Here is a 26,584-nt window from a genome sequence, read left to right on the forward strand (position 1 = left end):
CTATTTCCCTCCGTATAATCCTTCGAGAACTTGCTGATCGATACGGAACGAATGAGCATCTTCAGGAAACACGCGGCTTCTGACATCCTCAACATATCCCCGAAGCGCTTTTTCAAGCGGCTGATCGATTTGCGCATACTGTTTGACAAATTTAGGCGTTCGGCTCACTCCGTGTCCGACCACATCGTGGTACACGAGAACCTGTCCGTCCGTACCCGCGCCTGCTCCAATGCCGATGACAGGGATCGTGAGCTCCTTTGAAACCCGTTCAGCGAGCGCTGCCGGAACGCATTCGAGAACGAGCGCAATCGCGCCTGCTTCTTCACAGCGCCTGCTGTCTTCAATCAGTTTGCGGGCGCTTTCTTCATCTTTCCCCTGAACTTTATAGCCTCCTAAGACACCGACGGATTGAGGAGTCAAGCCTAAATGGCTGACAACAGGTATTCCGCCGCGTGTTAAAGCCGTGATCGTCTCAAACACACCATCGCCGCCTTCAAGCTTCAATGCATCGGCTCCGCTTTCCTGAACGATCGCCGCAGCATTATTCAGAGCGCTTTCCAAAGAGCAATGGTAAGACATAAATGGCATATCTGTCACAACAAACGTATCTTTTGCCCCGCGTTTGACGGCTTTTGTATGGTGGATCATATCAGCGACCGTTACAGATACGGTCGAGTCAAGGCCGAGCACCACCATGCCGAGCGAATCGCCGACAAGGATCATATCGACGCCGGCTTGTTCGGCAAGCTTTGCCGCCGGATAATCGTAAGCCGTCAGCATGACGATCGGCTCTCCCTCTTGTTTCATTTTTAGAAAATCAATCTTTGTCTTCATGTTTTCTCCTCCTCTTTTTCAGAGGAGATGAGCTGCCGTGCTTGATCTGCATCTTTTCGGACAGCAAAAAAACCTTCCAGCAAGGAGAAGGATTTTGAATCGTCCGTGTTCGGCAAGAATCATCCCTCTGTCCCAGTCCTTTTTGGATCAAGGCAGACTGTTTTTTATGAGTTGCATGTTTTCCAGGTGCAGTTCCCAGAGGATACTGCCCATCCGAAGTATACCAAAAACGCTCGGGTCCTTCCAACTATGACGGATTAATATCGATATCGGCGGAGTATATTTTTTTAATGCCGTCACTCGTTTCCAGGATCAAGACGCCTTCTTCGTCTATTCCCAGCGCTTTGCCGTGAAACGTTCCGTTCAGCGTCCTGGCCGTCAATTCGCGGTTCAGGGACAAAGCGTAGCTCTCCCATAAAAGCTTGATCGGTTCGAAACCGTAGGCGAGATAGTCTTCATACCTTTTTTCGAAAATTGCCATTATTGTTTGAATCAATGCCGCTCTGTCGATTTTTTCACCGCTTGTGAGACGAAGGCTTGTCGCTGTTTCTTTTAATTCTTCCGGAAAGTCGCCAGCAAGCTGATTGACGTTGATCCCCGTTCCGACAATGACGGAATGGACCTGATCCGCTTCCGCCTGCAGTTCGGTTAAGATCCCGACCACTTTTTTGCCGTTGATCAAAATATCGTTCGGCCATTTAATTTCGGCTGCGATGCCGGTTTGCTCTTCGATTGCCTGAACGATCGCGACAGCGGCTAAAAGCGTCAGCTGCGGCGTTTTTTGCACGGGCATTTCAGGCCTTAAAATGATGCTCATCCAAATGCCGTTTCCTTCCGGGGAATGCCATGCTCTCGCCATTCTTCCCCTTCCTTCTGTCTGCTTGTCGGCAACGATGATCGTTCCTTCCGGCGCACCGTTGTTTGCCAGTTCATGGGCGATTTTTTGAGTGGATGAAACGACATCCTGAAAATGGATGGTTTGTCCCATTTTTTTCGTTTTTAACCCGAGCCTGATTTCATCTTCGGTGATTTTGTCAGGTTTTTTTATCATTTTATAGCCGAGCTTTCGGACCGCTTCAAGTTCATATCCCGATTTTCTCAGATCTTCGATATGCTTCCAAACGGCGGTTCTCGAGCATCCGAGCTCTTCGCTGATTTTCTGGCCTGAAATGAATTCGCCGTCGGCTTCTGTAAACAATTGAATGAGTTTCTTTCTTAAATTTGACTGCATGAATCCAGCCACTCCTCTATGGCTTTTTTTTGATTGGCAAGCTCCCCGTTTAACACGGCCCGCTCAATCCGTTTCAAATCATCGGACACCCATTTCCCGGCCGGCTTGTTTCTGAAATTCAGCAAATCGCTTCCAGACACCGCCAGGTCTTTCAGGGTTTTAATCGGAAGCGCACGGTACGACTGTCTGATTTCAGCCAGCCGCTGTTCATCGATTGCCTGCTTGTCCCTCAAGCTGCGAATGGCGGAAGCGGACAGCAGCGTCTCTTCCCCCGCCTCATACATCGAGACGGCATCCCATTTTTGATCGATCCGTTCAGCCGTCAGGAGCGCCTGTTTGATGACTTTCCCCGGCAGCTTCCACCCTTTTAAAAACCGCTGCGCTTCAGCGGAATCGATCGATATCATATGAATGAAAGCCGCCCATATATCGGCTCTTTTTTGAAGTTGATGAAAAGGAAAAGCCATGGCAGCCAGAACGCGCTCTTTTTTCCCGTCCAGCCCAGGAAGCTCCTTGTAAAGCCCTGTTTCGGCCGCCGCTTCCAGAGCCCGGTCCGCTGCTTTTCCTTTCAAAAGCTTTTCGAATTCAACCGTTTTCCGCTCTGTAGAAATATGAGCCAAAAGCAGACGGTTTTCGCAAATCGCTTTTTTTGTATTTGGAGAAAGCTCAAACTCGAGCTGACTCATAAAACGGAGCGCCCGCAGCATGCGAAGCGCATCTTCGTGAAAGCGCTCCGCCGGGTCGCCGACCGTTTGAATCAATTTTTCCCGTATGTCGCGGAGTCCGCCGAAATAGTCGATCAGCCTGCCTTGTTCATCCATCGCCATGGCATTAATCGTCAGGTCCCGCCTCTTCAGGTCTTCCTTCAGCGATTTGATAAACTGAACGCCGCTCGGCCTTCTGTAATCCTCGTACTCAAGCTCAGCGCGAAAAGTTGTCACCTCATAGGATTCTCCCTCAAAGAGGACGATGATGGTTCCGTGTTCCTTTCCGACATCAACGGTTTTCGGAAAAATGGCTTCAATTTCTTCCGGGGATGCATCTGTAGCGATGTCAATATCACCGACATCCCGGTTCATTTGGGCATCCCTGACGGCACCGCCTACAAAGTAGGCCTGCCGGCCGTGTTTTTTCAGCTCACGAAGGAGAGGAAGAGCCTTCAAAAAGAGATCCTCCATTGTCACACTCCCAGTCTGTTAATTGTTGATAAATTTCCTCGTATTGCGCGATGATTTTGTCGGAAGAAAAGCGCTCCTTGATGCTTTGCAGAGCCGCTTCAGCGAATCGTCGCTGCAGGCTTTCATCAGTCAGCAAATGGAGCGCCTTACTAGCTGCGCCTTCAATGTCTCCTACATCGACCAAATAACCGGATATACCGTTTTTGATCACCTCAGGAATCCCGCCGATATTTGTGCCGATGCACGGAACGCCGCAGGCCATCGCTTCCAGCAGCACTAAACCGAAGCTTTCCTTCTCGGACAAAAGCAGCTTTAAATCGCTGATGGCGTAAAGCTCTTCTACGCTGTCCTGTTTGCCCAGGAAAAGAACGTCATCTTTTAATCCGAGCTGTCTGACAAGCTGGCAGATGACGGTCATTTCAGGCCCGTCGCCGACGAGAATCAGCTTCGATTTCATTCGTTTGACAATGCGGCTGAATACATGGATGACGTCCTGCACGCGCTTCACCTGTCTAAAATTGGATACGTGGATGATCACTTTTTCATCAGGCGCAATGCCGTACTGCTCTTTCAACGAATGATGCTCCTGTTTTTGTAAATACACGCGCTCATCCACAAAATTATAGATCGTTTCGATTTTTTTATTCGGTTTGATCAGATCATACGTTTGCGCGGCAAGAGCCGAAGAAACCGCGGTAACGCGGTCAGACGATTCGATCGCAAACTTGATCAGGTCTTTTAATGACGGATCATAGCCGAGAACGGTTATATCTGTGCCGTGCAGCGTTGTGACTGTTTTAATGTTTCCGTTCAGCATTTGCTTCGCTAAAAAAGCGGAAATCGCGTGAGGCACCGCGTAGTGGGCATGCAGAACATCAAGCTGTTCCCGCTTTGCCACCTCCGCCATTTTGCTGGCCAAAGCCAAATCATACGGCGGGTACTTAAACACGGCATATTGATTGACTTCGACTTCGTGAAAATAGATGTTGGAATACACTTTATTGAGCCTGTACGGAACACTTGATGTAATAAAATGAATTTCATGTCCTTTTTCCGCAAGCAGTTTGCCGAGCTCGGTGGCGATAATTCCTGATCCGCCGACACTCGGATAACACGTGATTCCGATTTTTAACTGTTTCATCATCCGCCCCCAAATAAATCGTTGTTTAACAGAAGAGTCCGCTTTGAAAAAAACCCTTCCGCGTATGCGACGCCGACCTCTTTTCCCAATAGCTTTTCCCTGGCTTCGACCGTTTCAATATATCCGTTCGTCAGCGGTGTTTCAACCGACTGCCGGGAACGGGTGAACTGGCTCTGATAAGCAGCAAGGCTTTCCTTTTTTTGATTGATCGTTTCGGAAATGTCGATGACAAACTCAGGTTTGTGAAAACCGTTGATCATATAGTAGTACACGTTTTGGACTTTATGGGCCGGCTGTTTTTCTGCATCTTCGTATTTATGTATTCCAGCGGAAAAGACCGCTTCTTCGACGATTTCCGCTGCGTGCCCGTGATCGGGATGCCGGTCCTTCGGATAAGGAACAAAGACAAGCTTCGGCTTATGTTTCCGAATGACGGCAACAACGTCCCTGATCGCCGCCTGGCTGGGAAACAGGCCCCTGTCCGGCAGCGTGAGGGAAATCCGCGGACTGGCGCCGAGAATTTCGGCGGCCAGCGCCGCTTCACTTTTTCTCGTTTCGACTGTTCCGTTTGAAGACAGTTCAGCCTGGGTTAAATCGCAGATTCCAATTTGAAAGCCTTTTTTAGTATATTTGGCAATGGTTCCTCCCATGCCGATTTCTACATCATCGCTGTGCGCACCGAAAGCCAGTATATCAAGCATCGCAATCCCTGCCGTGGATAATGTTTCTGAATTCAAACGCGCCTTCCTCGACAGATCGGATTAAGATTTCCGCCGTTCCCATGTTGGTGGCAAGCGGAATGGCATAAACGTCAGACAAGCGGATAAGAGCTGACACGTCTGGTTCGTGCGGCTGGGCCGTCAGCGGGTCTCTCAGAAAAATCACAAGGTCGATGTCATTTTTCGCGATCAAAGCGCCGATCTGCTGGTCTCCGCCAAGCGGCCCCGATTGAAAGCGCTCGACGGGCAGCCCTGTCGCTTCAGTGATTTTTAAACCTGTCGTTCCTGTCGCAAACAGCTCATGCTTTTTTAAAATGTCTTTATAAGCGGTCGTCAGCTGAATCATATCCTGTTTTTTTCGGTCATGGGCAATTAAGGCGATTTTCAAAGCGATTTCCCCCTTCTTGTTACTCTATGATATTTTCAAGGCCGTAGACAAGCTGATCGATTTTCATTACTTGTTCAACAGCCAGTTTCACACCGGACATGAAAGATGCGCGATTGTATGAATCATGACGGATTTTCAAGGTTTGGCCGTCTCCGCCGAACATCACTTCCTGATGGGCGATCAATCCCGGCAGACGAACGCTGTGGAGACGGATTCCGTTTTGATCGGCGCCTCTTGCTCCCGGCAGAATTTCCTTTTCGTCCGGGTGCCCCTGCGTTTTCGCTTCGCGAACAGCCGAAATCATTTCCGCCGTTTTCAAGGCCGTTCCGCTTGGTGCGTCAAGTTTTTGATCATGATGCTGTTCAATGATTTCAATATCGGTAAAATAGTTGGCAGCCATTTGCGAAAACTTCATCATCAGCACGGCTCCGAGCGCGAAGTTTGGCGCGATAATGGCTCCGATTCCCTTCTCATCGGTCAGTTCCATAAGCTCGTTCAAGTCGCTCTCAGAAAATCCTGTCGTTCCCACAACAGGACGGACGCCGTGCTCCAGTGCGATTTTTGTATGTAGCTTGCCGATTTCCGGCGTTGTCAAATCAATCAGAACGTCCGGAGCCGTTTCTGAAAAGCATTCGGTGATGTCAGTGTAAATGACGGCATCTGAACTTGACATCATCACATCTGACAGCTTTTCACGGTTATATGTACGGTCGATTGCACCGACAAGCTCAAAATGTGCGGTATCTTCAACAAGTTTGACCGCTTCGCTTCCCATTCTTCCGCGCGGTCCTGCTATTGCGATTTTAATGGTATCCTTTTGCATCTTGATTCTCCTCTACTTTCCTTCTTCTTTTCTTGTCCAGCGGTCTTTGTCACGGGTGTTGAACTTCTCCATGACCATATCATGCGCTTCATCCAATGATATATGAAGCGAATTCGCAAGACAAACTAAAACAAACAATACGTCGCCGATTTCTTCATCGATCTTTTTTTCCGATTCGGTTTTTTTCTTCGGTTTTTCGCCGTAATGATGGTTGATCTCCCTGGCCAGTTCGCCAAGCTCTTCCGTCAGCCTCGCCATCATGGCAAGCGGACTGAAATAGCCTTCTTTAAACTGGCCGATATATTCGTCAACCTCACGCTGTATATCTTTCATCGTTTTTTCTTTCGTCATGCTGACAAAACCTCCTGTCATCTCTTACATGTTAGCGAATTCAAACAAGTTTGACAAATGTTTAAGACGGGTTTGCTGTTTTAAAACGGATACACTATAATATTAACGCCAGCTTATGGAAGGAAAGGAGTTTTTTTATGTTCGGAGACATCAGACTGAAGAACATCCTGTTTATTTTAGCAGGCGCCGCTGTTTTTTCCTTTGGACTCGTTCATTTTAATATGCAGAACAATTTGTCGGAAGGCGGTTTTACCGGCATTACCCTGCTGCTTTATTTCCTGTTTAACATCGATCCTTCCCTATCCAATCTGGTGCTGAACATCCCGGTCTTCTTCATCGGCTGGAAACTCCTCGGCAGAACAGTCTTCTCATATACCATTCTCGGCACAGTCAGCCTGTCGGTGTTTTTGTGGATTTTTCAGCGCTTCCAGATTCATATGCCGCTTCAAAACGATCTTGCGCTCGCGGCTCTTTTTGCAGGCGTGTTTATCGGAACCGGATTGGGCATTATTTTCAGATACGGCGGAACAACGGGCGGCGTCGATATTATTGTGCGGCTGATCAACAAATATTTTCAAGTGCCGATGGGCAAAGCCATGTTTGTGTTTGACGCCTGCGTCATTACATTATCCCTTATTTTTTACCTTTCCTATAAGGAAGCGATGTACACGCTTGTTGCCGTATTTGTCGCCTCAAAGGTCATCGACTTTATGCAGGAAGGCGGTTATGCCGCAAAAGGCGCCACCATCATCTCTGAAAAGAACGACCAGATTCAGCGAAAAATCATTGAAGAAATGGAAAGAGGCGTCACGGTTTTAAAAGGTCAGGGGTCTTATACGAAAACCGAGCGGGACGTTTTATACTGCGTCGTTCCGAAAAATGAGGTTTTCCAGCTGAAAAACGTGATTACCTCGGTCGACCCGCACGCTTTTGTAGCCGTCAGCGACGTACACGACGTTCTTGGAGAAGGTTTTACGCTTGATGAGAACAAAAATCCCATCACCCGCTGATTGAAGATCAGCAAAAAAGAAGCTCGCGATCAGCGGAGCTTCTTATTTCGGCCAATCTTTTTCTCTTTTTCTGCGCTTGTCCTCTTCGGCTTTATACTTTCTGAAACCGACATATGTCAGCGTCGAGAGGATAATGCTTCCCGTCGTCAGGATGACCCATAGCAGGGAAGGGTCTGCATCATCTTCTTCTACTTGATCGAACACATCTTCCAAATCTTTTTCCAAAAGCGTCAGTCTTTCCAGCTTGCTGCTTTCCGTCATTTGCTGAAAGCCCCCGTTTTCCACGACTGCAATATGGTTGGAGACGCTTTTTAACTGCTTTGGCGAAACATCAATCGTTAAGCTTGGGTAAATCGTATCATACAAGGATAAAAAATGATTCCACTTTTCCCTGAATGTCAAGTTGTCTTCTTTCTGAATCCCGGCCTTCAAAGCGCTGAAAGAATCCATGATCGGCTTTTTTAAACTGCTCCACAACGGATCATGGTCAGATTCAATGGCGTCCATCAGCATTCTAAACTGGGCAGCGGCTTTAAATTTCTCCTGCTGTGCGACCTCTTCGCTTTCCAGCCTTTTCAGCGTATCATGGTAGGCCAGACTGACCTGGCGGATTTCCGAGCCTGTCATCATCTCCTCTGTTCCGTCTTTCTCTGCTGCTTTCAGCCTTTTTTCAAAGTATTGAAGAATTTGTACCGCTTCCTCATATTGAGACTGCCTTGTTAGCTGGAATACCGTATCTGACAGTTCCGTCAATTCCTGCAAAGCCGATGATTCTTTCGCTTTCAAACCGGCCGCAGGAAAAACAAGCGCAAGCATCATGCAAAGGATCACCTTTCGTATCATTACGGTCCCTCCCACTCCTTCTATTAAAGCGTATGAAGAGAGGGACAAGGTTAGACCAAGATTGTGAAGCAGTGTTACAGCTTAAAAGCTTTTCGGGACAAGACCAAGTAATAGGCCAAACCGATCGAAGCGATGCTGAGCCAAAATGTAAAATAGCCGATCTGCGGCATATATTGATCGAGCATTGAATAATTCGGCATCATTCCAAACAAGTAATCAATGACATCGTTATGCAGCGTCCAAACAGCCGCAAGTGCCAAATGCCACCCTTTAAACCGGTAATGAGGGGCGTACAGCACGCCTTGCACAGCCATTGCGAAGTGCGATGCGATCAGCATATACCCCGTCCAATGAAGGCTTCCGGTCACCACAAGCACGAGAATATTCATCACAACCGCCCACAGCCCGTATTTGACAAGCGTAACAAGCGCAAGCGCCTCAAAGAGAGGAGCATTCCTTCCCAATAAAAGTCCGATGAGAACAAATAAAAAGAACAATGTCGCTGTCGGGCTGTCGGGTACGAAAATCAGAAATTTTGCAGGCGTATTCGTCAGCTGCGGAAGGTACCAGTAGTACCCGTAAACCGTACCGAAGAAATTAATGATCAAAAGCAGCAGAATCATCGGCTTTTGAACGAGCATATAGGAAATCAGTTTCAAAGCAATCAACTCACAGTCTCTTTAAATAAAAAAAGCCGCCGCCGGGTCAGCTTCACAGATTGACCGCAAAACGCCTGCCAAGAAGCGGCGTCTCCAGCTTCCGTGCCGGTTCACGATCAGCAGCGGTCAAAATTGAAAAGGCCATCGACATCGTCGACAGCCCGAGAGGCTGACTTGGCGTCAGCTCCAGCTCTATCAAGAGTATAGCCTGCCTTCATCAACTTGACAACCGTTTTATTTCGCCGTTGTTTCGGAGATGAATTTAGACAGTTCTTCAAGCTCTTTGTCAGATCCTTTAAAAACGCCGGCAGGCATTTCGCCTTTTCCTTCCTTGGCGATTTTCGCAATCTCTTCCGGAGACAAGCCGTTATCAACGAGAGACGGGCCTGCCGCTCCTCCCTGCATGTTGTCTCCATGGCACGAGATACAGCCCTGCTCCTGATAAATCTTATACTCTGCTGCACTCGTATCAATATCGGCTTCTTCCTTGATTTTACCCTGCTCTTCAGCAGCGGCCCAGTCGTGAGTGACAACGGACTGCCATGTTAAGAAAACCGTCGCTGCAATTGCCAAAAGCATCAACCCTACGGCAACCGGGCGTTTAAACGGCCTTCTCTCAGGGCCTCTGTCAAGAAACGGCGCCAATAAAAGCGCTCCGAATGCAATTGTCGGGATAATAATCGCGCCGACCACCGTATACGGTCCGGCAGCATATTCGTATTTCAGCAATTGGTAAAGAAATAGAAAATACCAGTCTGGCAAAGGTATGTAGCCGGTATCGGTCGGATCTGCCATCCGCTCGAGCGGAGGCTCATGCACGATGGTCAGCACGAGAAAACCGACAAGGAAAACCGCCCCGACCATCCATTCTTTCAGCAGGAAATTCGGCCAGAACGCTTCCGTTTTCCCTGGAAATTCGGAATAATCTTTTGGAATATTCGGTTTTCTTTCCGCCGGGATCCGTGAATCACCGACAAACTTCATCCCTTTTCCCCTTTTCATGCCATCCCCTCCTTCTCAATTGAGTCGCTCGTTTACAGCGGCCCAGAAATTCCTTGCTTGCGAATCATGATAAAGTGTGCAGCCATCAGTCCGAACAGAGCGGCTGGCAGGAAAAAGACGTGTATGGCAAAAAAGCGCGTCAACGTCTGAGCGCCGACAATATCCGGATGACCGGCAAGCAATGTTTTAATTTCCGTGCCGATCAGCGGCGTCGCCTCAGCAATCTGCAAACCTACTTTTGTCGCAAACAGAGCTTTCATATCCCAAGGCAAAAGGTAGCCTGTAAAACCTAAACCGAGCATGACAAAGAAGATCAAAACGCCGACAATCCAGTTCAGCTCTCTCGGCTTCTTATAAGCTCCCTGGAAGAAAACCCTGAGCGTATGAAGAAACATCATCACGATGACCAAGCTCGCACCCCAGTGGTGCATTCCCCTTACAATCTGTCCGAACGCCACTTCATTTTGCAAATAATAAACAGATTCCCAGGCATTTTTAATATCCGGAACGTAATACATCGTCAAAAACATGCCGGACAGCACCTGAATCACCGTAACGAAAAACGTCAATCCCCCGAAGCAGTACACGAAAGCTGAAAAATGGTGAGCCGGGTTTACGTGTTCAGGAACTTCATGGTCGGCAATGTCCCGCCAGAGCGGCGTAATGTCAAGTCTTTCATCCACCCAGTCATAAATTTTGTTTAGCATGATCACCCATCCTTCCTCGGCTTGGCTTTCCCTAAGTAAAGGTAGCCGTCTTTAACCTCTTGCTCATAGCGGTCCAAAGGAGCAAGCGGCGGAGTTCCGGGCACGTTGGTACCATCCTTTTCATAAAGTCCGTAATGGCACGGACAAAAGAACTTATTCGGATTTTTAGGATCGCTGTTCCAGTTGACCGTACACCCCAAATGTTTACAAACCGGTGATAAAGCTACAATTTCGTCCCCACTTTTGAAAACCCACGCTGATCTCGATTCTTCCGATTCGTACCAGGCATCCACTTGTTTGATTTTAAAATCGAAGCGCTGCGGTTCATTTGTCAATTCGTCAACGCTGACAACCTGAACCATGTCCTGATCTTCAGTCGGCCTTAAAACCGGATCGAGCGCGAAGCGAACCATAGGCATGAGCATCCCCGCCGCCATAAAGCCGCCGACTCCGGTCAGCGTATAGTTTAAAAACTGACGTCTGGATACCCGATGTCTTTTTTCGCTCATCTTCATATCCCCCCTCAAGTCCCCAGCTACAATATAACTGAAATAGAAAAAAATTCATGAAACTAGGACACCCTCATAATATATCAATATTTTAGGAAGGTCAACATTCCCAAAATCATTATACAAAGGAAATGTAAGTGTTTTTATTAAGAGTTCCAATATTGTAACAAAATGTTCAATATTTGCTCGATTTGATCTTCCATCAGCTTCTGCTTTAACGAATCCTTCATATGTTCGAGAGGAATCGCCGGAACCCACAGCAGCTTTTGCTCGCTTTCGAGCACCTGCTTCCAGCGTTCATCCGTCGTTAAAAAAACGATGTGGCGAAAATGTTTTTCGGCCATTTTTTTCAAATCGGCGATATGCTGCGCCGATTTTTCATCCGCTTCTAAATATGTACAGGGCGGAAACAGATAGATTCTGCCCTTCAGCTGCCTTTCGAGTTCCTCTGCAAGTATAGACGTAAATTCCCCTTTTGATACGGCCGATTTAAACTGATCTCCCAAGTCAACCGATATTAAAGGGATGACAGCTGTATCGATGTATTCTTTCGCGTTCAAGTAAACATCCGCATCGTGCGTATTCCATTTCACGGCTTCCGGCCTCCTCGTTTTGACAGCGCTTTCTCCGGAGCTGAACAAGCCTTGCTCTCGGCAAGGCTTGATTGGCAGCGGATTATCGCAGCTGGCTCAGTTGTTTAGCTAGTTTTTCGAAGCTTTCTTTATCCTGGCGGTCAAGCGCTTCATCGATTTCCCGCAGCAGCTTTTGTCTCTGAAAAGTGGAAATGGAATGCTCCAAAATCTGTTCAGCGACAATTTTATCTTTTTCATTTTCATATAGGTCTTTCGGAATATGCGGATTGGCTTCGAGTACAGCCGCATATTCCGGAGAATTATAGGCTGAGCGGAAGTTCAGCTGGATAAAAAGATCCTGCTGCTTATTCAGCCTGATATCATGAAATGATTTTTCTGCATCGGTCGTCATGACATTTTCTTTATAAAAACGAAAAGGCACTTCCTCAACGCAGTGGGTAGACATGATAATGCCCCTCGGACAAAATTCGGCCTGCTCGACAAAATGCACTTTTTCCATCAGCGAGTCATGGCTCATTAAATAATTCAGAATCCATACACACTCTCTTCGTTTCAGCTGATAATGGTTGAGAAACCAGCGGATAAAATCTTTTTTTTCATTGACAGAAACAGGGGTCTGCATGTTATTCCCTCCTCTATCGCATCTTGTGTATTACTTTATAAATTCCACACAAACCGATCATATCCTGCTTATTCAAAGGAATTTTCATCTTCGATTCTGAAAATCGTCTCCTGGACTTCCTCGTTTGCCGGGTCGAGCTCTGCCAGTTTTTTCAGCAGAGGCAGCGCTTCTTTCTGCCGTCCTTCTTCAAGCAGAAACATGGAATATTCGTAAAGGAAATCGGCATCATCCCGGTAGTGCAAAAATGCGTTCTCATATTCCTCACGGGCTTTGTCGTACGCTTCGGTCCGGGCGAATGCCGATGCCAGATGCCAGCTGAACTTCGGATCATCCTCTCCGTATTTGCGCACTTCCTGAACGAGTTCAATGATGCTCTCATCGTCTTCCTCTTCAAGAAACAGGGCAAGCAGGGTATGGACGGCTTCCAGATACCCGGGGTCCAGCGCCAGCGCTTCACGAAGCAGTTCTTTCGCTTCCGAATGCCTTTTCGTTTTTAAAGCTGCTTTTGCAGCAGAAAGATAAAGCTCTTTGTTGAACTCATCGACACGGATTCCTTCTTTTGCCGTTTCGAATGCCTCCTCATAAAGCCCTTCTGCTTCATAGCTGTTTGCCAGAGGCTTGTAAAGCGAAGAATAAGCAGGGTCCATTTCCTTCAGCTCTGTCAGCTGTTTAATCGCAGTTTTAGGATACCCCGCTTTCAGCGCCGTAAAACCAAACCCGAACAGTGTGTTGGGCTCCGGGTTCTCCTTGACGGCTTTTTCATACCATTCAAGCGCTTCTTCAAACGCTCCGGAAGAACTCAATGATTCCGCCAACCTTTGGTACACATTGACGCCGCCGATGACGGCTTCTTCTTCGGCCGCTTTTTTGAATTGACGGACCGCTTTTCCGTAAGCTCCCTGAGTGAAATACAGCTCTCCCAAAGCAAAATCGATGACCGGCTCATCCGGCAGGATGGCTTCCGCCTTCAACAGCTTTTGCTCGCTGACTTCAAACAGCCCCTGCATCTGATAGAGGTCAGCCATTAAAAGCAGGGATTGCGGGTACGCTTCGTCTGTTTCCGGAATCGTTTCGAGCACGCTGAGCGCTTTTTCTTCCTGATCGGTTTCGATGAGGAGTTCGGCATAAAAGCAGGTCAGTTCCGATTCATCCGGATACAGTTCATGAAGGTCATTCACGATGGAGATAGCCTTATCGACAATTCCCCATTCGTAATACAGCTGGGCTACTATGGCTTTGTCTTCATCATGAAGGTCAGGCTCGATATCAGCAAGCTTTTTCAATCCGCTTTCCGGGTGGCCTGCTTCAACTAATTTTATGGCTTCTTGAATCGAAGTATTCAAATCTAAACGTCCCTTTCTTTCGTCAATTCATCGCCGGCCGTATCAGCCGGGATAACGCGGTGAGTTACTTACTATCATAATTCACGCGGCGGTTTCCGGCAAATATGTTGCCCGCAAAGCTGTATGGAAGCAGATTGATTCTGTTAAGACAAGCTATGCCGAAGACATTCGTTTTATGATCAAACGACCGGCTTTCGTGATTTCCGGGCCGAAAAAGCCTGGAGCACAATGCTTCAGGCTTTTGCAGCAAGCTTTTCGATATGTTCAAAAAATGAAGGATATGAGACGCTCACAGCTTCAGACTGTAAAATGTCGATCGGCTGCTCGGAGATGCAGGCGGCGATTCCCAGCATCATACCGATCCGGTGGTCCCCATGGCTTGAGACCTTCGCGCCGCCTGTAAGTGGCGTCCTGCCGTGAATCTTCATCCCGTCTTCCGTCGGCTCGATGTTCGCACCGATTTTTTTCAGCTCTGAGGCGACGGTATCGATTCGGTTCGTTTCTTTTACTTTGAGCTCAGCCGCGTCTTTGATGACCGTTGTTCCTTCAGCCTGTGTAGCAAGAAGGGCGATGATCGGTATTTCGTCGATGAGGCGCGGGATCAAATCGCCCGAAATTTCAACGGCTTTCAAAGAGGACGTTTTGATTCTCAGATCGCCGTACGGCTCGGCGTTTCCGGCGTCTTTTTCTTCGATTTCAAGATCGGCGCCCATTTCTTTCAAGACATCGATGATTCCCGTCCTGGTCGGATTAAGCCCGACATTGCGAAGCACGACTTCACTGTCAGGAACAAGCGATGCCGCTGCCAGGAAAAACGCAGCTGATGAAATATCACCCGGCACAAAGACTTCGGCTGCTTTCAGCTGCTGCCCGCCCTCAATCGATACGCTTGTTTCATCTTCCTGAAGGCTGACGCCGAACATCGACAGCATCCGTTCCGTATGGTCTCTTGATTTATGAGGCTCCGTCACCGTTGTGGTGCCCTCGGCCTGCAGACCCGCAAGCAGAACGGCCGATTTAATTTGCGCACTTGCAACAGGCGACTGAAAATCGATCGCTGTCAGATGTCCGCCGCGGACAGAAAGCGGTGTGTACTCCCCTCCGGCGCGGCCGTCGATTTTCGCTCCCATTTTTCGAAGCGGTTCTGTGACACGCTTCATCGGCCTTTTGGCGATGCTCTCATCGCCGGCGACCGTACTGTGAAACGGGCGTCCCGCCAAAATGCCGAGCATCAGTCTGATCGTCGTTCCGGAATTCCCCACATCGAGGAGCTCGGCGGGCTCAGCCAGCTGATCGAGCCCTTTGCCGAGGACGGTGACATCACTGCCATTCTGTTCGATTTCCACGCCCATTTTCCGAAAGCAGGCGATCGTGCTCAAGCAGTCGGCTCCTGGTAAAAAGTTTTTGATGACCGTTTTCCCTTCTGCTATGGCTCCGAACATAACAGAACGATGAGAGATGGATTTATCTCCCGGAATATGAAGCTCTCCTTTTAGTGAACTGATTTTTCCTCTTTTCATGTATTCCACCTCAATCAGCATAGAATGTTTCATATTTTGCGCGGATTTGAATGCATTTTTCGGCACGTTTTCGATCTTCATCGGATTGAAAGCTGATTCTGAGAACACCGTTTATGTCTTCCCTTGTTTCAATGATCCGGATGTTCGTAATGCTGATTTGCTCGTCGGCGAGAATCGCCGTAATTTCCGAGATGACCCCGGGATGGTCCGGGACATCGACATAAAGATCGTAAAAGGAAGGAATCGCGCCTTTTTGCCGTAAAGGCAGACCGTCGCGATATTCCTTGGCTTGTCGAAAAAATTCAAACAGTCCGTCTGCATCTTCATTTTCGACAAAAGACTGAATTCTGTCCAGCTCTTGTTTCCATTCGTCAAACCGTTCCAATATTTTATCTTTATTGTGCAAAAGAATATCGCGCCACATCGCCGGGCTGCTTGAGGCAATCCTCGTGATATCGCGGAAGCCCCCTGCGGCAAAACGCTTGACGAGCGGGTACTGATCTTCGAATTTGACGGTCTGATGGACGAGGCTCGCGGCCACGACATGCGGAAAATGGCTGATCACGCTTGTAACGGCGTCGTGTTCAGCCGGAGACATTTCCACAAACTTTGCATTTGTTCCTTTAAGCAGATCTTTTAAAGAAGCAACAGCTTCTTTGCCGGCGGAGCCGGAAGGCGTCAAAATATAAAACGCGTTCTCGAAAAGGAAGTCTTTGGCGGCTGCGACGCCCGATTTATGAGAGCCGGCCATCGGATGGCCCCCGATAAACCTGTATTGATTCGGCAGAACTTTTTCGGCATGGCTGACGACCTTTTGTTTCGTGCTGCCGACATCTGTAATGAGCAGCTTTTTCTCGATGCCTGAAGCGGCAAGTTCATCAAGCATGTGAAGCGTCTGTTCGACCGGCGCCGCTAAAAAAACGGTCGACGCTGCTTTCACCCCTTCTAAAAAAGAAGCAGCCGGAGCATCAATAACGCCAAGCTTTTGTGCAGCTCTTGCCTGCTCTTCTGACACGTCAAACCCGATGATCCGTTTCCCGGGGTGTTCCTTTTTGATGGCAAGGGCGATCGAACCGCCGATTAAGCCCAAACCGGCCAATAAAATCGTTTCATTTGGTTGAGTCATTTTTTATCACCTAGTTCATCAATAGACTAAAGAGGTGACTGAATCATCACCTCTTACAACATGCCGGCTAACGTTTTCAAAAAGCCTTCGTTCTGTTCCTTCGTACCGACCGATATTCTAAGGAATGTCGGAAAGCCGAGCGCATTTCCCGATCTGACGATATAGCCTTTTTTCAGCAGCTCCAGAAAAAGTTCGTCTGCATCCCGTTTAAAATCGATCAGCACAAAGTTCGTTTGTGAAGGATAGTAAGTTAGCCCCTGCTCATCACAGAAATCGTAATACTGTTTGAGCCCTTCATTGTTTTTTCTCACGCAATCGTCGATAAATGCCTGATCGCCGAGGGCGGCAAGCGCGGCAGCCTGGCCGAGCCGGTTTGTATTAAACGGCTGTCTCGCCGGCTCAATCGCCTGAATCAGCTGTTCAGAGGCAATCCCGTAGCCGACTCTTAAGGACGCCAAACCGTAAGCTTTTGAAAACGTCCTGAGAATCATCAGGTTCGGAAAGCGTTCCAGAAGCGGAATGGTCTCAGGGTAGTCTTCAGCCGTTACGTATTCATAATAAGCTTCATCGACGACGGCAAGGACATGTTCCGGCACTTTTTCAAGAAAACGGATCAGGTTGCGGCCGGATTCATACGTTCCGGTCGGATTGTTCGGGCTGCAAACCCAGACAACCTTCGTCTGTTCATCGATCGCCTCCAGCATTGCATCAAGGTCGTGGCAGCCGTTTTCAAGCAGGCCGACTTCCCTGACTTCCGCTCCTTCGATGACAGCATTGTGTTTGTATTGTGAAAATGTCGGATTCGCCATTACAGTGTTTGAGGCAGGATCCAACAAAGAGCGGGAAATAATTTGAATGACTTCGTCTGTTCCGTTTCCCAGGATGATGTTCGTTTCATTTACGCCGAGATGGGAGGCAAGCTTTGTTCTCAATGCCGCACTATAGCCGTCAGGATAGAGAGCCATTTGCTGCACTTCGGTCTGGAGGGCTTCTTTTGCCGCTTCCGAACAGCCGTAAGGATTTTCATTTGAAGCGAGCTTGATGACCCGGTCGAGGTTGAATTCTTTTTTGACCTCTTCAATCGGTTTGCCCGGCTGGTAAGGCGTTAATTGTTTTAACTGTTCTTTAATTTGCAACATTCTGTCACCTCATTTTACCATGTACGATCCGCTAAATGTCTTAGCGTATGCCTCAAACGCCTTTAAGGCTTGTTCCCTTGTCTCAGGGTCGATGAGTTCGTCTTTCAGCTCCTCGATCTTTCTGACAAGGGCGCTTCCCACGACAACACCGTCCGCCAGTTCATTCATCATCTCCACTTGTTTGGAGCTGGAAATCCCAAACCCAACGGCAACCGGGACGGAGCTCATTCCTTTCACAGACCTGATAAATGAAGAAACAGAATCTTCGAATTCATTGCGCACACCTGTCACACCGAGCGAAGAAACGCAATACACAAAACCTTCCGCCTGCTGCGTTATTTTTTGAATGCGCGATTCGCTTGTCGGCGCGACCAGCGAAATATAGGTAATCCCGTGTTTTTTACACTGCTGCTGCAAATATACACTTTCCTCAAAAGGAAGGTCCGGTACAAGGAGTCCGTCTAGCCGATTTTGTCGCAGTAAAGCGAAAAAGTGATCTGTATCTAATTGTAACACAGGATTATAATACGTAAAGAGAATAATCGGAATATGGACGCCGTTTTTTTTCATTTCACCGCCATGCCTGATCGCTTTTACGATGTTCATATCGTTGTCAAGCGCCCTTTTTGATGCGCGCTGAATCACCGGGCCGTCAGCGAGCGGATCAGAATACGGAACCCCGAGTTCAAGGGCGGACGCCCCCGCCTCTTGAAGGGATTTCGCCAGCTCGATCGAGATTTCAGGCAGCGGGTCTCCCGCTGTAATAAACGGAACGAATAACTTATCGGACGGCTGTTTTTTCAGATTGAACATCTTGATTCACCTCTTCTTCCAACACCTTCATCAAGGTATGGACGTCTTTGTCTCCTCTTCCTGAAAGGCAGACGAGAACACTTTTCTCTCTCGGCAGTTCTTTAGCGATTTCAAATGCTTTTGCCAATGCATGGGCGGATTCAATAGCCGGCAAAATGCCCTCAGTCTCCGTCAGCAGCCTTAATGCCGAGACCGCTTCATCATCTGTGACAGATTCATACGTGACGCGCCCTGTTTGATGAAGATGGGCGTGCTCAGGGCCGACCCCCGGATAATCAAGTCCGGCTGAGATGGAATAAGGCTCGATGATCTGTCCGTACTCGTCTTGAATCAAGTAGGTCAAAGAACCGTGGATGACGCCTTTTGTACCCTTTGTGATCGTTGCCGCATGAAGAGGGGTGTCGACACCTTTTCCCGCAGCTTCGACTCCGACCAGTTCAACATTTTCTTCAATGAACGCGCTGAACATCCCGATCGCATTGCTGCCGCCTCCGATACAGGCGACAACTTTATCGGGGAGGCTTTGCTCCAATTGATAAAACTGCGCTTTCGCCTCTTCGCCGATCATCCGTTGAAATTCGCGGACGATATAAGGATACGGATGCGGCCCGACAACGGAACCGATCATGTAAAAATGGTCCTGGCAATGCTGAACCCAGTAACGGATCGCTTCGTTTGTAGCATCTTTTAATGTCCCGTTTCCGCTTGACACCGGAACGACCTCCGCTCCCAAGAGCTTCATCCGGAACACGTTCAGCGATTGTCTGGCAACATCTTCTTCACCCATAAAGACAATGCATGTCAAGCCGAACTTTGCAGCGACAGTCGCCGCCGCCACGCCGTGCTGGCCTGCGCCGGTTTCAGCGATGAGCTTTGTTTTCCCCATTTTCTTGGCCAGGAGCGCCTGGCCGAGGGCATTGTTGATTTTGTGGGCGCCTGTATGGTTTAAATCTTCTCTTTTTAAGTAAATCTTCGCTCCGCCCAGCTGCTTTGTGAGCTGGTCTGCGAACGTCAAAGCCGTCGGCCTGCCTGAATAGTCATTTAAAAGCTTTTGATAATCCTTTTGAAATGCAGGGTCGTCTTTCAGTTCAAGAAACGCTTTTTCGATTTCTTCCAAAGGCTGCATGAGTGTTTCCGGGACGAATTTCCCGCCAAAATCACCAAACCTGCCTTGTTCATTCGGATATGAATACATGTTCGAACATCCTTTCTTCTAAAAGGCTGATCAGCTTTTCGCTTTTCCTGCCTCTTTCTTCAATTCCGCTTGCCAGGTCGATTCCCGGCGGACGCCGCATTAAAAGATCTGCGATTGTGTCCGGATTCACGCCTCCGGCGATAAACAGGCGCTTTCCTTCTCTTTGGGCTGCATCTATATACATCGGGACGCTGTCCCACGAAAACGAAACGCCCGTTCCGCCTCTCATCCCTTTAACAGACGAGTCGATGACATACCCGTCGGTGTGAGGTGCGAAAGAAGCCATGCTCTGAACGGTATCATTCCCGTGATGGAGCGCCTTCCAAATTTCGCAGTCTGTCATGCTTTTCAGCCGCTTGATGTCTGCCGCCGTTTCATCTCCGTGAAGCTGGATCACGTCCAAACCGGCATCTTTTACGATTTCAACCATTCGGCTCATGTTTTCATTAACAAAAACGCCGACAAGCTTTTTACCTGCTGTATCCGTTTCACTACACCAGCGTTTCACATCCGCCGGGTCTACCGACCGTTTGCTTTCGGCGAAAATAAATCCGAGATAATCGGCTTTCGAGCGGGCTGTCACCTTTAAATCTTCCAATGAATGAATCCCGCAATATTTTAAGTTCGGTTTCTCCATCATCCGTTCTCTCCGAATAACGCATGGACAGCCTTCAGCTGTGACGGCTCTCTCATCAGCGATTCGCCGACAAGCACGGCCTGGGCTCCGCACGCTTTTACAAATGCGAGGTCTTCCGATTTTCCGATGCCGCTTTCGCTGATGAGAACGGCCCCTGACGGAACGAGTTTTGCCATACGCTCCGTTTGCCCGACGGACGTTTCAAAGTTTTTTAGATTTCGATTGTTTACCCCGATGATTTCAGGTGTAAAGACATTTAAAATGCCCTCAAGCGTCTTTTCGCCATGAACTTCGACGAGCACATCCATGCCTTTTTCAGCGGCTTGCTGGTAGAGCTCAAACAGCTTTTGCGGTTCCAGCGCCTCTCCGATCAGCAGGATCGCATCCGCTCCGATGCGGTCCGCTTCTTCAACCTGAATGGAATCAACGATAAAATCCTTGCGCAGTACAGGCAGGGAAACCGAGCGTTTCACATCTGACAAATAACTGTTCTTCCCTTGAAAAAAAGGGGTATCTGTCAGAACAGACAAACAATCGGCTTTAGCCTGTTCATACTGTTTAGCGATCTTTACGGGCTCAAAATCTTCCTGAATCACGCCTTTTGACGGAGAAGCTTTTTTCACCTCCGCAATTAAAGCGACAAACCGGTTCGGAGAAAGAAGCGCCTGTTTAAATGACCGCTTTGGCAGCTTTAAATCTTCCGGCAGTTCGATCTTTAGAATGTCTTCTCGTTTTCTATCAATAATTTGATTAAGCATACAACTCTTCCTCTTTCTGTTTTAATCGCTCCAGCTGATTGAGCGCCTCACCGCTTGCAACAGCTTCTAAAGCGAGCGCAACGCCCTCATTTAAATCCGCTGCCTGTTCTGCGGCGTATAAAGCGGCTCCGGCATTAAACGCTGCGATATGAACAGCCGAGTCCGGACCGCGGTTTTTCAAAATATCGACAATGAGACGGCCGCTTTCTTCAGGCGTCGCCACCTGAATGTCGCTCAGCCTGCCGAGCGGCAGACCAACATCTCCCGGCTCAACGGTGTATTCGTATGTTTTGCCGCCTTTCAGTTCAATCACATCTGTCGGCGATGTGATCGACAGTTCATCAAGACCGTCCCGGCTCGAAACAAACAATGCGTGTTCCGGTTCAAACGCTTCAAGAGCGCGGGCCATGAGCTTTGCTTTTTCGATCGAGTAGACGCCGATCACCTGGCGTTTGGCTTTCATCGGGTTGCTGAGCGGGCCGAGCAGATTGAATACGGTTCTAAAAGCCAGATCCTTCCTTGCGCCTGCCACGTGCTTCATGGAAGAGTGATAGCTTGGCGCATACAGGAATCCCATATTCCGGCGTTCAATGCTCTGAATCGTTTCTTCAGGCGACGTCTGAATTGAAACGCCGAGATATTCGAGAACATCAGCGCTCCCGCTTTTTGAAGAAACGGAACGATTACCGTGTTTTGCGATTTTTGCCCCGGCTGATGAAGCGATGATCGCGGCCGCTGTGGAAATGTTGAAGGTCGAGCTTCCGTCTCCTCCGGTTCCGCACGTATCGACAACATGTTCCGGTCCGTCTATTGTATGTGCCTGCTCCCGCATGGCTCTGACAAATCCCGTAATCTCTTCAGCCGTTTCTCCCCTGTAGGCGAGAACGGACAGGAGGCCTCCGATTTCCGCGGCGCTCAGTGAGCCGGTCATCATGTCACACATGATGCTGTGTGCCTCGGTTTCATTCATTGTCGCTCCGTTAACGCATGATTTCAGCAGTTCGTTCATTGCCGTCCTCCCCCTTTTCGAGAAACATTTCTTCTGCGATTTGAATCGTTTTTAACAGAGCGCCTGCTTTATTGCAGGTCTCTTCCCATTCTTTTTCAGGCACGGAGTCGGCTACGATGCCTGCTCCGGCCTGGATGGACGCCACTCCGTTTTTCACGCTCATCGTCCGGATCGTGATGCACGAATCGATATTTCCGTCAAATCCGATATAAGCAATGCAGCCTCCGTATGTCTCCCTCGGTTCGGGCTCAAGCTCATTTAAAAGCTGAATCGCGCGGATTTTCGGAGCGCCGGTCAAAGTTCCGGCCGGAAATGCGCTCATTAAAGCGTCAACCGGGTGGACACCCGCTTTTAAAGAGCCGGTTACGATCGAAATGATGTGCATGACGTGCGAAAAGGAAACGATTTTCGTAAACTCGGGCACTTGGACAGACCCGTACTCTGCTACTCTGCCGATATCATTTCTCGCCAAATCGACAAGCATGTAATGCTCCGCTTTTTCTTTCTCATCAGCCAAAAGCTCTTTTTCGAGCCGCTTATCCTCAGCCTGATCACCGCCCCTTTTCCTTGTGCCGGCGATCGGATGGATTTCAAGATGACCGTTTTGAACATGGATCAGGCGTTCAGGCGAGCTTCCGACGAGATCGCGGTCAGGAAGCCTCATGTAGTACATGTACGGGGACGGGTTGACCATTCTCAGCACTCTGTATAACTCAAAAGAACTGACCTTCACCGGAATATCGAACCTTTGCGAAAGGACGCCTTGAAAAATGTCTCCCGCTTTAATGTACTCTTTCAAGCGATCGACATCGGCCAAAAACCGGGATTTCTCATATGTTGATCGAATCCCTTCAAAGCTGGGATCCGTGTGCCGTCCTTGCGGGAGAAACAGCTCTTTCGGCGTTTTCCGGTCTGACAGCCTGTGTGTAAGCTGTTTGAGCTCTTCTTTCCCCTTTTTGAATATGCGGTGTTTTTCCTCCCTTGTTTCACTGCCTTCAAGCCTTGCATAGTGGATGAAATGCAGCTTTTTCAGCTCGTGATCATAGGCGATCATCGTCCGGCAGACAAACAGGAGGCATTTTTCCATCTCCGTTTCTTTGCTGTGCCCTTTGATCGACGGTTCAATAAGCGGCATTAAATCATAGCTTAAATAGCCGACCGCTCCCCCTGTAAACGGGATGTCAAGCTCAGGCGCTTTGATCGAATACGTCTCTGACATCCATTCGAGAACTTTTTTTAACTGTGAAGCTGAATAAAGCTTCTTCTGCTTTTGATCGCAGGCGTGAAACCGGCCGCGTTCTTCTTTGATCGTCAAAAAGGGGTCTAAGCCGATGAAAGAATACCTTGACCATGCGGAGGTTTCATCCTGGCTTTCCAGCAGATACACGATGTCTTCCTGCAGCTTCTCGACCAGTTGAACGGGCGTCAGCGTATCGACGGAAAAACTCTCAATAATCGGTATCGTTTTAAAGTGTGAAGTATCCTCTGAAAAAGAGGCAAAATCGGTTTGCAGACTCAACAATCTCTCACTCCTTATTCAGGCGGAGAGAATGAGAAGAAGGCCTTTAGAGGACAAATGATTGAATTGATGAGGGGAAAACGAAACAAACCCAAAAGAACACGTCTTTTGGGTAGAATGAATAAACGTTTTGTCTCAACTCAGCTCATCTCAGCTCATTCTCAATCTACCCTAGTCTCATACTCAGCTTATCTAAACTAAAACCCCATACACACTCCTGTGTATTCCAAGGTTTCTATAATCGTATTACAATTCAGTATTTTTTGTCAATGATAAATCAGGTCTGAGCGTTACTGCATTTTCCAAATAAACGTGGCGGACTTCATCCTGCCGCATATCCGTCTGAACCGTCATCATCACTCTGATGCATTTTTTGAGGCCGTGTTCAACATCCATTTCCTGCATGCACATGACGGGCACATGCTGCCAGCCTTCAAACGTTCTGACGACCTTCGCGGGAAAAGCAGCGTGAATATCAGAAGTAGCAGAAATTAAGATTTGCACAACTTGTTCAGGTTTGAGCTGATTTTCATCGATCATTTTTCCGATCAGCTGCTTCGTCCGCTCTGTAATGTCTTTTTCTGTATCCCGGTCAACTGTCGTCGCTCCCCGAACCCCGCGCATCATCATTTGTCTCCCTCCAATCTCCACATATTCAGCCATCGTTCGATTTCTTCGGCTTTAAAGGAGTGCAGCCGCACACTGCCGATCTTATCCAGCAGGACAAACTGAATGATGCCTCCGCGTGTTTTTTTATCATTCATCATTCGATTGATAAGAGCTTCTGTTGAAACTTCGCGTTTCACGCTTTCCGGATAGCCGAGACTTTTCAGCCAGGAGGCGATTTTTGTGCGGTCAACAGGACAATTCAGCACCTTCTCGCTGACAAACAAAGCAAATTGCATGCCTAAAGCGACGGCATCGCCATGGGTGATCTCTCCGTAGCCGTATTCAGCTTCAACGGCGTGGCCAAGCGTATGCCCGAAATTCAAATAGGCCCTGATTCCCTGTTCGCGCTCGTCTTGTGAGACAACTTCCGCTTTAATCGAAATGCCTTTGTACACCATTTCACTGAGCTGGCCGATCGTAATCGCTTCTATTGAATCCATTTTATGCAATTCGTTCAAGAAAGATTCATCACGGATAAATGCGTGCTTGATGACTTCCGCAAGACCTGAACGCATTTCTTTTTCCGGAAGCGTACTCAGGCATTCGGTATCATATACCACCGCCTTCGGCTGATGAAAAGCGCCGATTAAGTTTTTTCCGAGCGGGTGATTAATGGCAACTTTCCCTCCGACCGCGCTGTCATGAGACAGCAGAGTCGTCGGGAATTGCACATAATCGATACCTCTCATAAAAGTTGAAGCGACGAACCCCGCAAGATCGCCGACAACACCGCCGCCCAGCGCCACAATGCATGACGAACGGTCAAGGCGAAATTCAATGGCTTCCGTCTGGAGCTTCATAAACATGTCGATTGATTTGGCCTGCTCGCCGCTCGGCACCGCAACCTTTTTGACAGGCCATTTGCTGCGGAGATGACTGAACAGCTCTTCTCCATAGCGTTTATCAACTTCTTCGTCGGTGATCAAAAGCAGTTTCGTCATCGGAAGATTCAAGGATGTCAAAAGCTCTGCCGCGTTTTTTCTAATGCCTCCCCCGATGAACACCGGGTAGGACAAAGAAGCGGTTTCGATTTGAAGTGATTTCATTAAAACTCCCTCGCAAGCTTTCTCATTTTCTCAACATTTTCAGCGATTCGGTCCATTTGGTCAACGCCAAACTGCTCGACGATCGCATTTGCGATTTCCCATGCAACAACCGCTTCCGCCACCACGCTCGCGGCAGGGACAGCGCACGAATCAGAACGCTCGATGCTCGCTGTAAACGGCTCTTTCGTCTCGATATCAACGCTTTTGAGCGGTTTGTATAACGTTGGAATCGGCTTCATCACACCTCTGACGACAATCGGCATTCCCGTTGTCATCCCGCCTTCAAGACCGCCGAGACGGTTTGTTGCGCGTGTGTAGCCTTTTTCTTCGTCCCAAATGATTTCGTCATGGACTTCACTGCCGTTTTTACGTGCGGCTTCAAAGCCGATGCCGAATTCAACACCTTTAAAAGCATTGATGCTCAGTACGGCGGCAGCAAGCTTGCTGTCGAGTTTGCGGTCGTAATGGACATAGCTGCCGACTCCTACCGGCACCCCTTCAACAACCACCTCGACGATTCCGCCGATCGAATCCCCATTTGCTTTTGCTTCATCGATCGCGTCCATCATTTTCTGGCCCGCATCTTCGTCATAGCATCTGACAGGGGACTCTTCGGTTACTTTTTTCAAGTCTTCGATAGATTCGTAATTTGTTTTTTCAGCTTTTACCCCGCCGATCTCCAGCACGTGGCCGGCCACTTGAATGCCGAGCTGGGAAAGGATCTTTTTGGCGACGGCTCCTGCCGCCACACGGACGGTCGTTTCTCTGGCAGATGAACGTTCAAGCACGTTGCGCATGTCTCTGTGCGCGTATTTGATCGCGCCATTCAAATCGGCGTGACCCGGTCTCGGCCTTGAAATCTGTCGTTTCATTTCGCTTTCTTCTTCAGCCGTGATCGGCTCTGAACCCATGATTTTCGTCCAGTGTTTCCAGTCATTGTTTTCGACGACGAGAGCGATCGGCGATCCAAGAGAACGCCCGTGCCTTACACCGCTTGTAATCCGCGCCTGATCCTTTTCGATTTGCATCCGGCGGCCGCGGCCGTGGCCTTTTTGACGTCTTTGAAGCTCGTAATCGATGTCTTCTTTTGTGATATAAAGCCCTGCTGGGACTCCTTCGATAATTGTCGTAAGCTGCGGACCGTGAGATTCACCGGCTGTTAAATACCTCATGCTTTCGTTCTCCCTTCATCACATTAAC

The 26,584-nt window shown here is 48.6% G+C and carries 30 protein-coding genes; 1 reads left to right on the top strand and 29 read right to left on the bottom strand.

Features of this window, described 5'->3' with window-relative positions; translation table 11 throughout:
- From panB to BTA31_RS14155, 8 genes are all read right to left on the bottom strand, one after another.
- The gene (panB, locus tag BTA31_RS14115) at positions 1 to 834 is read right to left on the bottom strand and encodes a 3-methyl-2-oxobutanoate hydroxymethyltransferase (RefSeq protein WP_043929044.1); all 834 of its coding nucleotides are present in this window, start codon (positions 832 to 834) and stop codon (positions 1 to 3) included.
- Between the two features lie 247 nt (positions 835 to 1,081).
- On the bottom strand, positions 1,082 to 2,065 hold the full coding sequence (locus BTA31_RS14125; protein ID WP_076792582.1) for a biotin--[acetyl-CoA-carboxylase] ligase: 984 nt from the start codon (positions 2,063 to 2,065) through the stop codon (positions 1,082 to 1,084).
- Positions 2,050 to 3,243 (bottom strand): CCA tRNA nucleotidyltransferase, encoded by a 1,194-nt coding sequence (locus BTA31_RS14130; protein WP_076792585.1) that lies wholly within the window; start codon positions 3,241 to 3,243, stop codon positions 2,050 to 2,052. Before BTA31_RS14130 ends, BTA31_RS14125 begins: the two co-directional genes overlap by 16 nt.
- Positions 3,203 to 4,384 (bottom strand): N-acetyl-alpha-D-glucosaminyl L-malate synthase BshA, encoded by a 1,182-nt coding sequence (gene bshA, locus BTA31_RS14135; protein WP_043929047.1) that lies wholly within the window; start codon positions 4,382 to 4,384, stop codon positions 3,203 to 3,205. Before bshA ends, BTA31_RS14130 begins: the two co-directional genes overlap by 41 nt.
- On the bottom strand, positions 4,384 to 5,085 hold the full coding sequence (gene bshB1, locus BTA31_RS14140) for a bacillithiol biosynthesis deacetylase BshB1 (protein WP_076792587.1): 702 nt from the start codon (positions 5,083 to 5,085) through the stop codon (positions 4,384 to 4,386). The genes bshA and bshB1 overlap by 1 nt, the downstream gene beginning before the upstream one ends.
- Entirely contained in the window at positions 5,078 to 5,491 is a 414-nt protein-coding gene (mgsA, locus tag BTA31_RS14145) for a methylglyoxal synthase (protein WP_043929049.1), read from the bottom strand. Before mgsA ends, bshB1 begins: the two co-directional genes overlap by 8 nt.
- 19 nt (positions 5,492 to 5,510) lie before the next feature.
- Complete coding sequence (dapB, locus tag BTA31_RS14150) at positions 5,511 to 6,314, bottom strand: 4-hydroxy-tetrahydrodipicolinate reductase (RefSeq protein WP_076792590.1); 804 nt, start codon at positions 6,312 to 6,314, stop codon at positions 5,511 to 5,513.
- Between the two features lie 12 nt (positions 6,315 to 6,326).
- Positions 6,327 to 6,665, bottom strand: coding sequence for a nucleotide pyrophosphohydrolase (locus tag BTA31_RS14155; RefSeq protein WP_023857432.1), 339 nt, complete (start codon positions 6,663 to 6,665; stop codon positions 6,327 to 6,329).
- A gap of 137 nt (positions 6,666 to 6,802) precedes the next feature.
- Between BTA31_RS14155 and BTA31_RS14160 the strand changes: the two genes are divergently transcribed.
- The gene (locus BTA31_RS14160; protein ID WP_076792592.1) at positions 6,803 to 7,675 is read left to right on the top strand and encodes a YitT family protein; all 873 of its coding nucleotides are present in this window, start codon (positions 6,803 to 6,805) and stop codon (positions 7,673 to 7,675) included.
- 42 nt (positions 7,676 to 7,717) lie between these two features.
- Here BTA31_RS14160 and ypjB read toward each other — a convergent pair whose 3' ends face one another.
- The 21 genes from ypjB to aroC all read right to left on the bottom strand — a co-directional run bounded on the left by ypjB (position 7,718) and on the right by aroC (position 26,556).
- Positions 7,718 to 8,518: a sporulation protein YpjB gene (gene ypjB, locus BTA31_RS14165; RefSeq protein WP_076792595.1), complete on the bottom strand. Its 801-nt coding sequence runs from the start codon at positions 8,516 to 8,518 to the stop codon at positions 7,718 to 7,720.
- Between the two features lie 74 nt (positions 8,519 to 8,592).
- A complete protein-coding gene (gene lhaT, locus BTA31_RS14170) occupies positions 8,593 to 9,159 on the bottom strand; it encodes a lipoprotein heptaprenylglyceryl N-acetyltransferase LhaT (RefSeq protein WP_422109660.1) in 567 nt (188 codons plus the stop codon).
- 70 nt (positions 9,160 to 9,229) lie between these two features.
- A complete protein-coding gene (locus BTA31_RS23050) occupies positions 9,230 to 9,376 on the bottom strand; it encodes a hypothetical protein (RefSeq protein WP_165569732.1) in 147 nt (48 codons plus the stop codon).
- Between the two features lie 35 nt (positions 9,377 to 9,411).
- On the bottom strand, positions 9,412 to 10,179 hold the full coding sequence (locus BTA31_RS14175) for a menaquinol-cytochrome c reductase cytochrome b/c subunit (RefSeq protein WP_043929054.1): 768 nt from the start codon (positions 10,177 to 10,179) through the stop codon (positions 9,412 to 9,414).
- 32 nt (positions 10,180 to 10,211) lie between these two features.
- Positions 10,212 to 10,886: a menaquinol-cytochrome c reductase cytochrome b subunit gene (qcrB, locus tag BTA31_RS14180; protein ID WP_043929056.1), complete on the bottom strand. Its 675-nt coding sequence runs from the start codon at positions 10,884 to 10,886 to the stop codon at positions 10,212 to 10,214.
- Positions 10,887 to 10,888: 2 nt separating this feature from the next.
- On the bottom strand, positions 10,889 to 11,395 hold the full coding sequence (locus tag BTA31_RS14185; protein WP_003182954.1) for a QcrA and Rieske domain-containing protein: 507 nt from the start codon (positions 11,393 to 11,395) through the stop codon (positions 10,889 to 10,891).
- Positions 11,396 to 11,541: 146 nt separating this feature from the next.
- Positions 11,542 to 11,988 carry a YpiF family protein gene (locus BTA31_RS14190; protein WP_076792598.1) on the bottom strand — a complete coding sequence of 149 codons (447 nt, stop codon included), beginning with the start codon at positions 11,986 to 11,988 and terminating at the stop codon, positions 11,542 to 11,544.
- Positions 11,989 to 12,070: 82 nt separating this feature from the next.
- Positions 12,071 to 12,610: a ReoY family proteolytic degradation factor gene (locus tag BTA31_RS14195; protein WP_020451944.1), complete on the bottom strand. Its 540-nt coding sequence runs from the start codon at positions 12,608 to 12,610 to the stop codon at positions 12,071 to 12,073.
- A 68-nt stretch (positions 12,611 to 12,678) separates the two neighbouring features.
- Positions 12,679 to 13,953 carry a tetratricopeptide repeat protein gene (locus BTA31_RS14200; RefSeq protein ID WP_076792600.1) on the bottom strand — a complete coding sequence of 425 codons (1,275 nt, stop codon included), beginning with the start codon at positions 13,951 to 13,953 and terminating at the stop codon, positions 12,679 to 12,681.
- 233 nt (positions 13,954 to 14,186) lie between these two features.
- Entirely contained in the window at positions 14,187 to 15,473 is a 1,287-nt protein-coding gene (gene aroA, locus BTA31_RS14205) for a 3-phosphoshikimate 1-carboxyvinyltransferase (protein ID WP_076792603.1), read from the bottom strand.
- Positions 15,474 to 15,483: 10 nt separating this feature from the next.
- Positions 15,484 to 16,599 carry a prephenate dehydrogenase gene (locus BTA31_RS14210; protein WP_076792606.1) on the bottom strand — a complete coding sequence of 372 codons (1,116 nt, stop codon included), beginning with the start codon at positions 16,597 to 16,599 and terminating at the stop codon, positions 15,484 to 15,486.
- Positions 16,600 to 16,652: 53 nt separating this feature from the next.
- On the bottom strand, positions 16,653 to 17,738 hold the full coding sequence (hisC, locus tag BTA31_RS14215) for a histidinol-phosphate transaminase (RefSeq protein WP_083698316.1): 1,086 nt from the start codon (positions 17,736 to 17,738) through the stop codon (positions 16,653 to 16,655).
- Positions 17,739 to 17,747: 9 nt separating this feature from the next.
- Positions 17,748 to 18,551: a tryptophan synthase subunit alpha gene (gene trpA, locus BTA31_RS14220; protein ID WP_076792609.1), complete on the bottom strand. Its 804-nt coding sequence runs from the start codon at positions 18,549 to 18,551 to the stop codon at positions 17,748 to 17,750.
- Positions 18,520 to 19,746 carry a tryptophan synthase subunit beta gene (gene trpB, locus BTA31_RS14225; protein ID WP_076792612.1) on the bottom strand — a complete coding sequence of 409 codons (1,227 nt, stop codon included), beginning with the start codon at positions 19,744 to 19,746 and terminating at the stop codon, positions 18,520 to 18,522. The genes trpA and trpB overlap by 32 nt, the downstream gene beginning before the upstream one ends.
- Positions 19,727 to 20,383, bottom strand: a complete 657-nt coding sequence (locus tag BTA31_RS14230) for a phosphoribosylanthranilate isomerase (RefSeq protein ID WP_043928816.1) — start codon at positions 20,381 to 20,383, stop codon at positions 19,727 to 19,729. The genes trpB and BTA31_RS14230 overlap by 20 nt, the downstream gene beginning before the upstream one ends.
- A complete protein-coding gene (gene trpC / locus BTA31_RS14235; RefSeq protein WP_043928817.1) occupies positions 20,383 to 21,141 on the bottom strand; it encodes an indole-3-glycerol phosphate synthase TrpC in 759 nt (252 codons plus the stop codon). The genes BTA31_RS14230 and trpC overlap by 1 nt, the downstream gene beginning before the upstream one ends.
- Positions 21,134 to 22,150, bottom strand: a complete 1,017-nt coding sequence (gene trpD, locus BTA31_RS14240) for an anthranilate phosphoribosyltransferase (protein ID WP_076792615.1) — start codon at positions 22,148 to 22,150, stop codon at positions 21,134 to 21,136. The genes trpC and trpD overlap by 8 nt, the downstream gene beginning before the upstream one ends.
- Positions 22,122 to 23,669 (bottom strand): anthranilate synthase component I, encoded by a 1,548-nt coding sequence (gene trpE / locus BTA31_RS14245; protein WP_043928819.1) that lies wholly within the window; start codon positions 23,667 to 23,669, stop codon positions 22,122 to 22,124. The genes trpD and trpE overlap by 29 nt, the downstream gene beginning before the upstream one ends.
- 246 nt (positions 23,670 to 23,915) lie before the next feature.
- Positions 23,916 to 24,299 (bottom strand): chorismate mutase, encoded by a 384-nt coding sequence (aroH, locus tag BTA31_RS14250; protein WP_076792618.1) that lies wholly within the window; start codon positions 24,297 to 24,299, stop codon positions 23,916 to 23,918.
- Entirely contained in the window at positions 24,296 to 25,384 is a 1,089-nt protein-coding gene (aroB, locus tag BTA31_RS14255; protein WP_076792621.1) for a 3-dehydroquinate synthase, read from the bottom strand. The genes aroH and aroB overlap by 4 nt, the downstream gene beginning before the upstream one ends.
- The gene (aroC, locus tag BTA31_RS14260; RefSeq protein ID WP_043928822.1) at positions 25,384 to 26,556 is read right to left on the bottom strand and encodes a chorismate synthase; all 1,173 of its coding nucleotides are present in this window, start codon (positions 26,554 to 26,556) and stop codon (positions 25,384 to 25,386) included. Before aroC ends, aroB begins: the two co-directional genes overlap by 1 nt.
- Positions 26,557 to 26,584 lie beyond the last annotated feature (28 nt).

Source organism: Bacillus haynesii, assembly GCF_001969855.1.
GTDB lineage: Bacteria > Bacillota > Bacilli > Bacillales > Bacillaceae > Bacillus > Bacillus haynesii.

Bases quoted from the DNA above. Each gene is read 5' to 3' on its own strand.
- BTA31_RS14210 (WP_076792606.1), bottom strand. From the start codon at position 16,599: ATGACTCAACCAAATGAAACGATTTTATTGGCCGGTTTGGGCTTAATC.
- aroB (WP_076792621.1), bottom strand. From the start codon at position 25,384: ATGAAATCACTTCAAATCGAAACCGCTTCTTTGTCCTACCCGGTGTTC.
- aroC (WP_043928822.1), bottom strand. From the start codon at position 26,556: ATGAGGTATTTAACAGCCGGTGAATCTCACGGTCCGCAGCTTACGACA.
- BTA31_RS14185 (WP_003182954.1), bottom strand. From the start codon at position 11,395: ATGAGCGAAAAAAGACATCGGGTATCCAGACGTCAGTTTTTAAACTAT.
- bshA (WP_043929047.1), bottom strand. From the start codon at position 4,384: ATGAAACAGTTAAAAATCGGAATCACGTGTTATCCGAGTGTCGGCGGA.
- aroH (WP_076792618.1), bottom strand. From the start codon at position 24,299: ATGATGATGCGCGGGGTTCGGGGAGCGACGACAGTTGACCGGGATACA.
- BTA31_RS14130 (WP_076792585.1), bottom strand. From the start codon at position 3,243: ATGGAGGATCTCTTTTTGAAGGCTCTTCCTCTCCTTCGTGAGCTGAAA.
- bshB1 (WP_076792587.1), bottom strand. From the start codon at position 5,085: ATGCTTGATATACTGGCTTTCGGTGCGCACAGCGATGATGTAGAAATC.
- ypjB (WP_076792595.1), bottom strand. From the start codon at position 8,518: ATGATACGAAAGGTGATCCTTTGCATGATGCTTGCGCTTGTTTTTCCT.
- BTA31_RS14230 (WP_043928816.1), bottom strand. From the start codon at position 20,383: ATGGAGAAACCGAACTTAAAATATTGCGGGATTCATTCATTGGAAGAT.
- trpC (WP_043928817.1), bottom strand. From the start codon at position 21,141: ATGCTTAATCAAATTATTGATAGAAAACGAGAAGACATTCTAAAGATC.
- trpA (WP_076792609.1), bottom strand. From the start codon at position 18,551: ATGTTCAATCTGAAAAAACAGCCGTCCGATAAGTTATTCGTTCCGTTT.
- BTA31_RS14125 (WP_076792582.1), bottom strand. From the start codon at position 2,065: ATGCAGTCAAATTTAAGAAAGAAACTCATTCAATTGTTTACAGAAGCC.
- dapB (WP_076792590.1), bottom strand. From the start codon at position 6,314: ATGCAAAAGGATACCATTAAAATCGCAATAGCAGGACCGCGCGGAAGA.
- BTA31_RS14175 (WP_043929054.1), bottom strand. From the start codon at position 10,179: ATGAAAAGGGGAAAAGGGATGAAGTTTGTCGGTGATTCACGGATCCCG.
- hisC (WP_083698316.1), bottom strand. From the start codon at position 17,738: ATGTTGCAAATTAAAGAACAGTTAAAACAATTAACGCCTTACCAGCCG.
- lhaT (WP_422109660.1), bottom strand. From the start codon at position 9,159: ATGCTCGTTCAAAAGCCGATGATTCTGCTGCTTTTGATCATTAATTTC.
- BTA31_RS14160 (WP_076792592.1), top strand. From the start codon at position 6,803: ATGTTCGGAGACATCAGACTGAAGAACATCCTGTTTATTTTAGCAGGC.
- BTA31_RS14195 (WP_020451944.1), bottom strand. From the start codon at position 12,610: ATGCAGACCCCTGTTTCTGTCAATGAAAAAAAAGATTTTATCCGCTGG.
- aroA (WP_076792603.1), bottom strand. From the start codon at position 15,473: ATGAAAAGAGGAAAAATCAGTTCACTAAAAGGAGAGCTTCATATTCCG.
- trpB (WP_076792612.1), bottom strand. From the start codon at position 19,746: ATGTATTCATATCCGAATGAACAAGGCAGGTTTGGTGATTTTGGCGGG.
- BTA31_RS14155 (WP_023857432.1), bottom strand. From the start codon at position 6,665: ATGACGAAAGAAAAAACGATGAAAGATATACAGCGTGAGGTTGACGAA.
- qcrB (WP_043929056.1), bottom strand. From the start codon at position 10,886: ATGCTAAACAAAATTTATGACTGGGTGGATGAAAGACTTGACATTACG.
- trpD (WP_076792615.1), bottom strand. From the start codon at position 22,150: ATGAACGAACTGCTGAAATCATGCGTTAACGGAGCGACAATGAATGAA.
- panB (WP_043929044.1), bottom strand. From the start codon at position 834: ATGAAGACAAAGATTGATTTTCTAAAAATGAAACAAGAGGGAGAGCCG.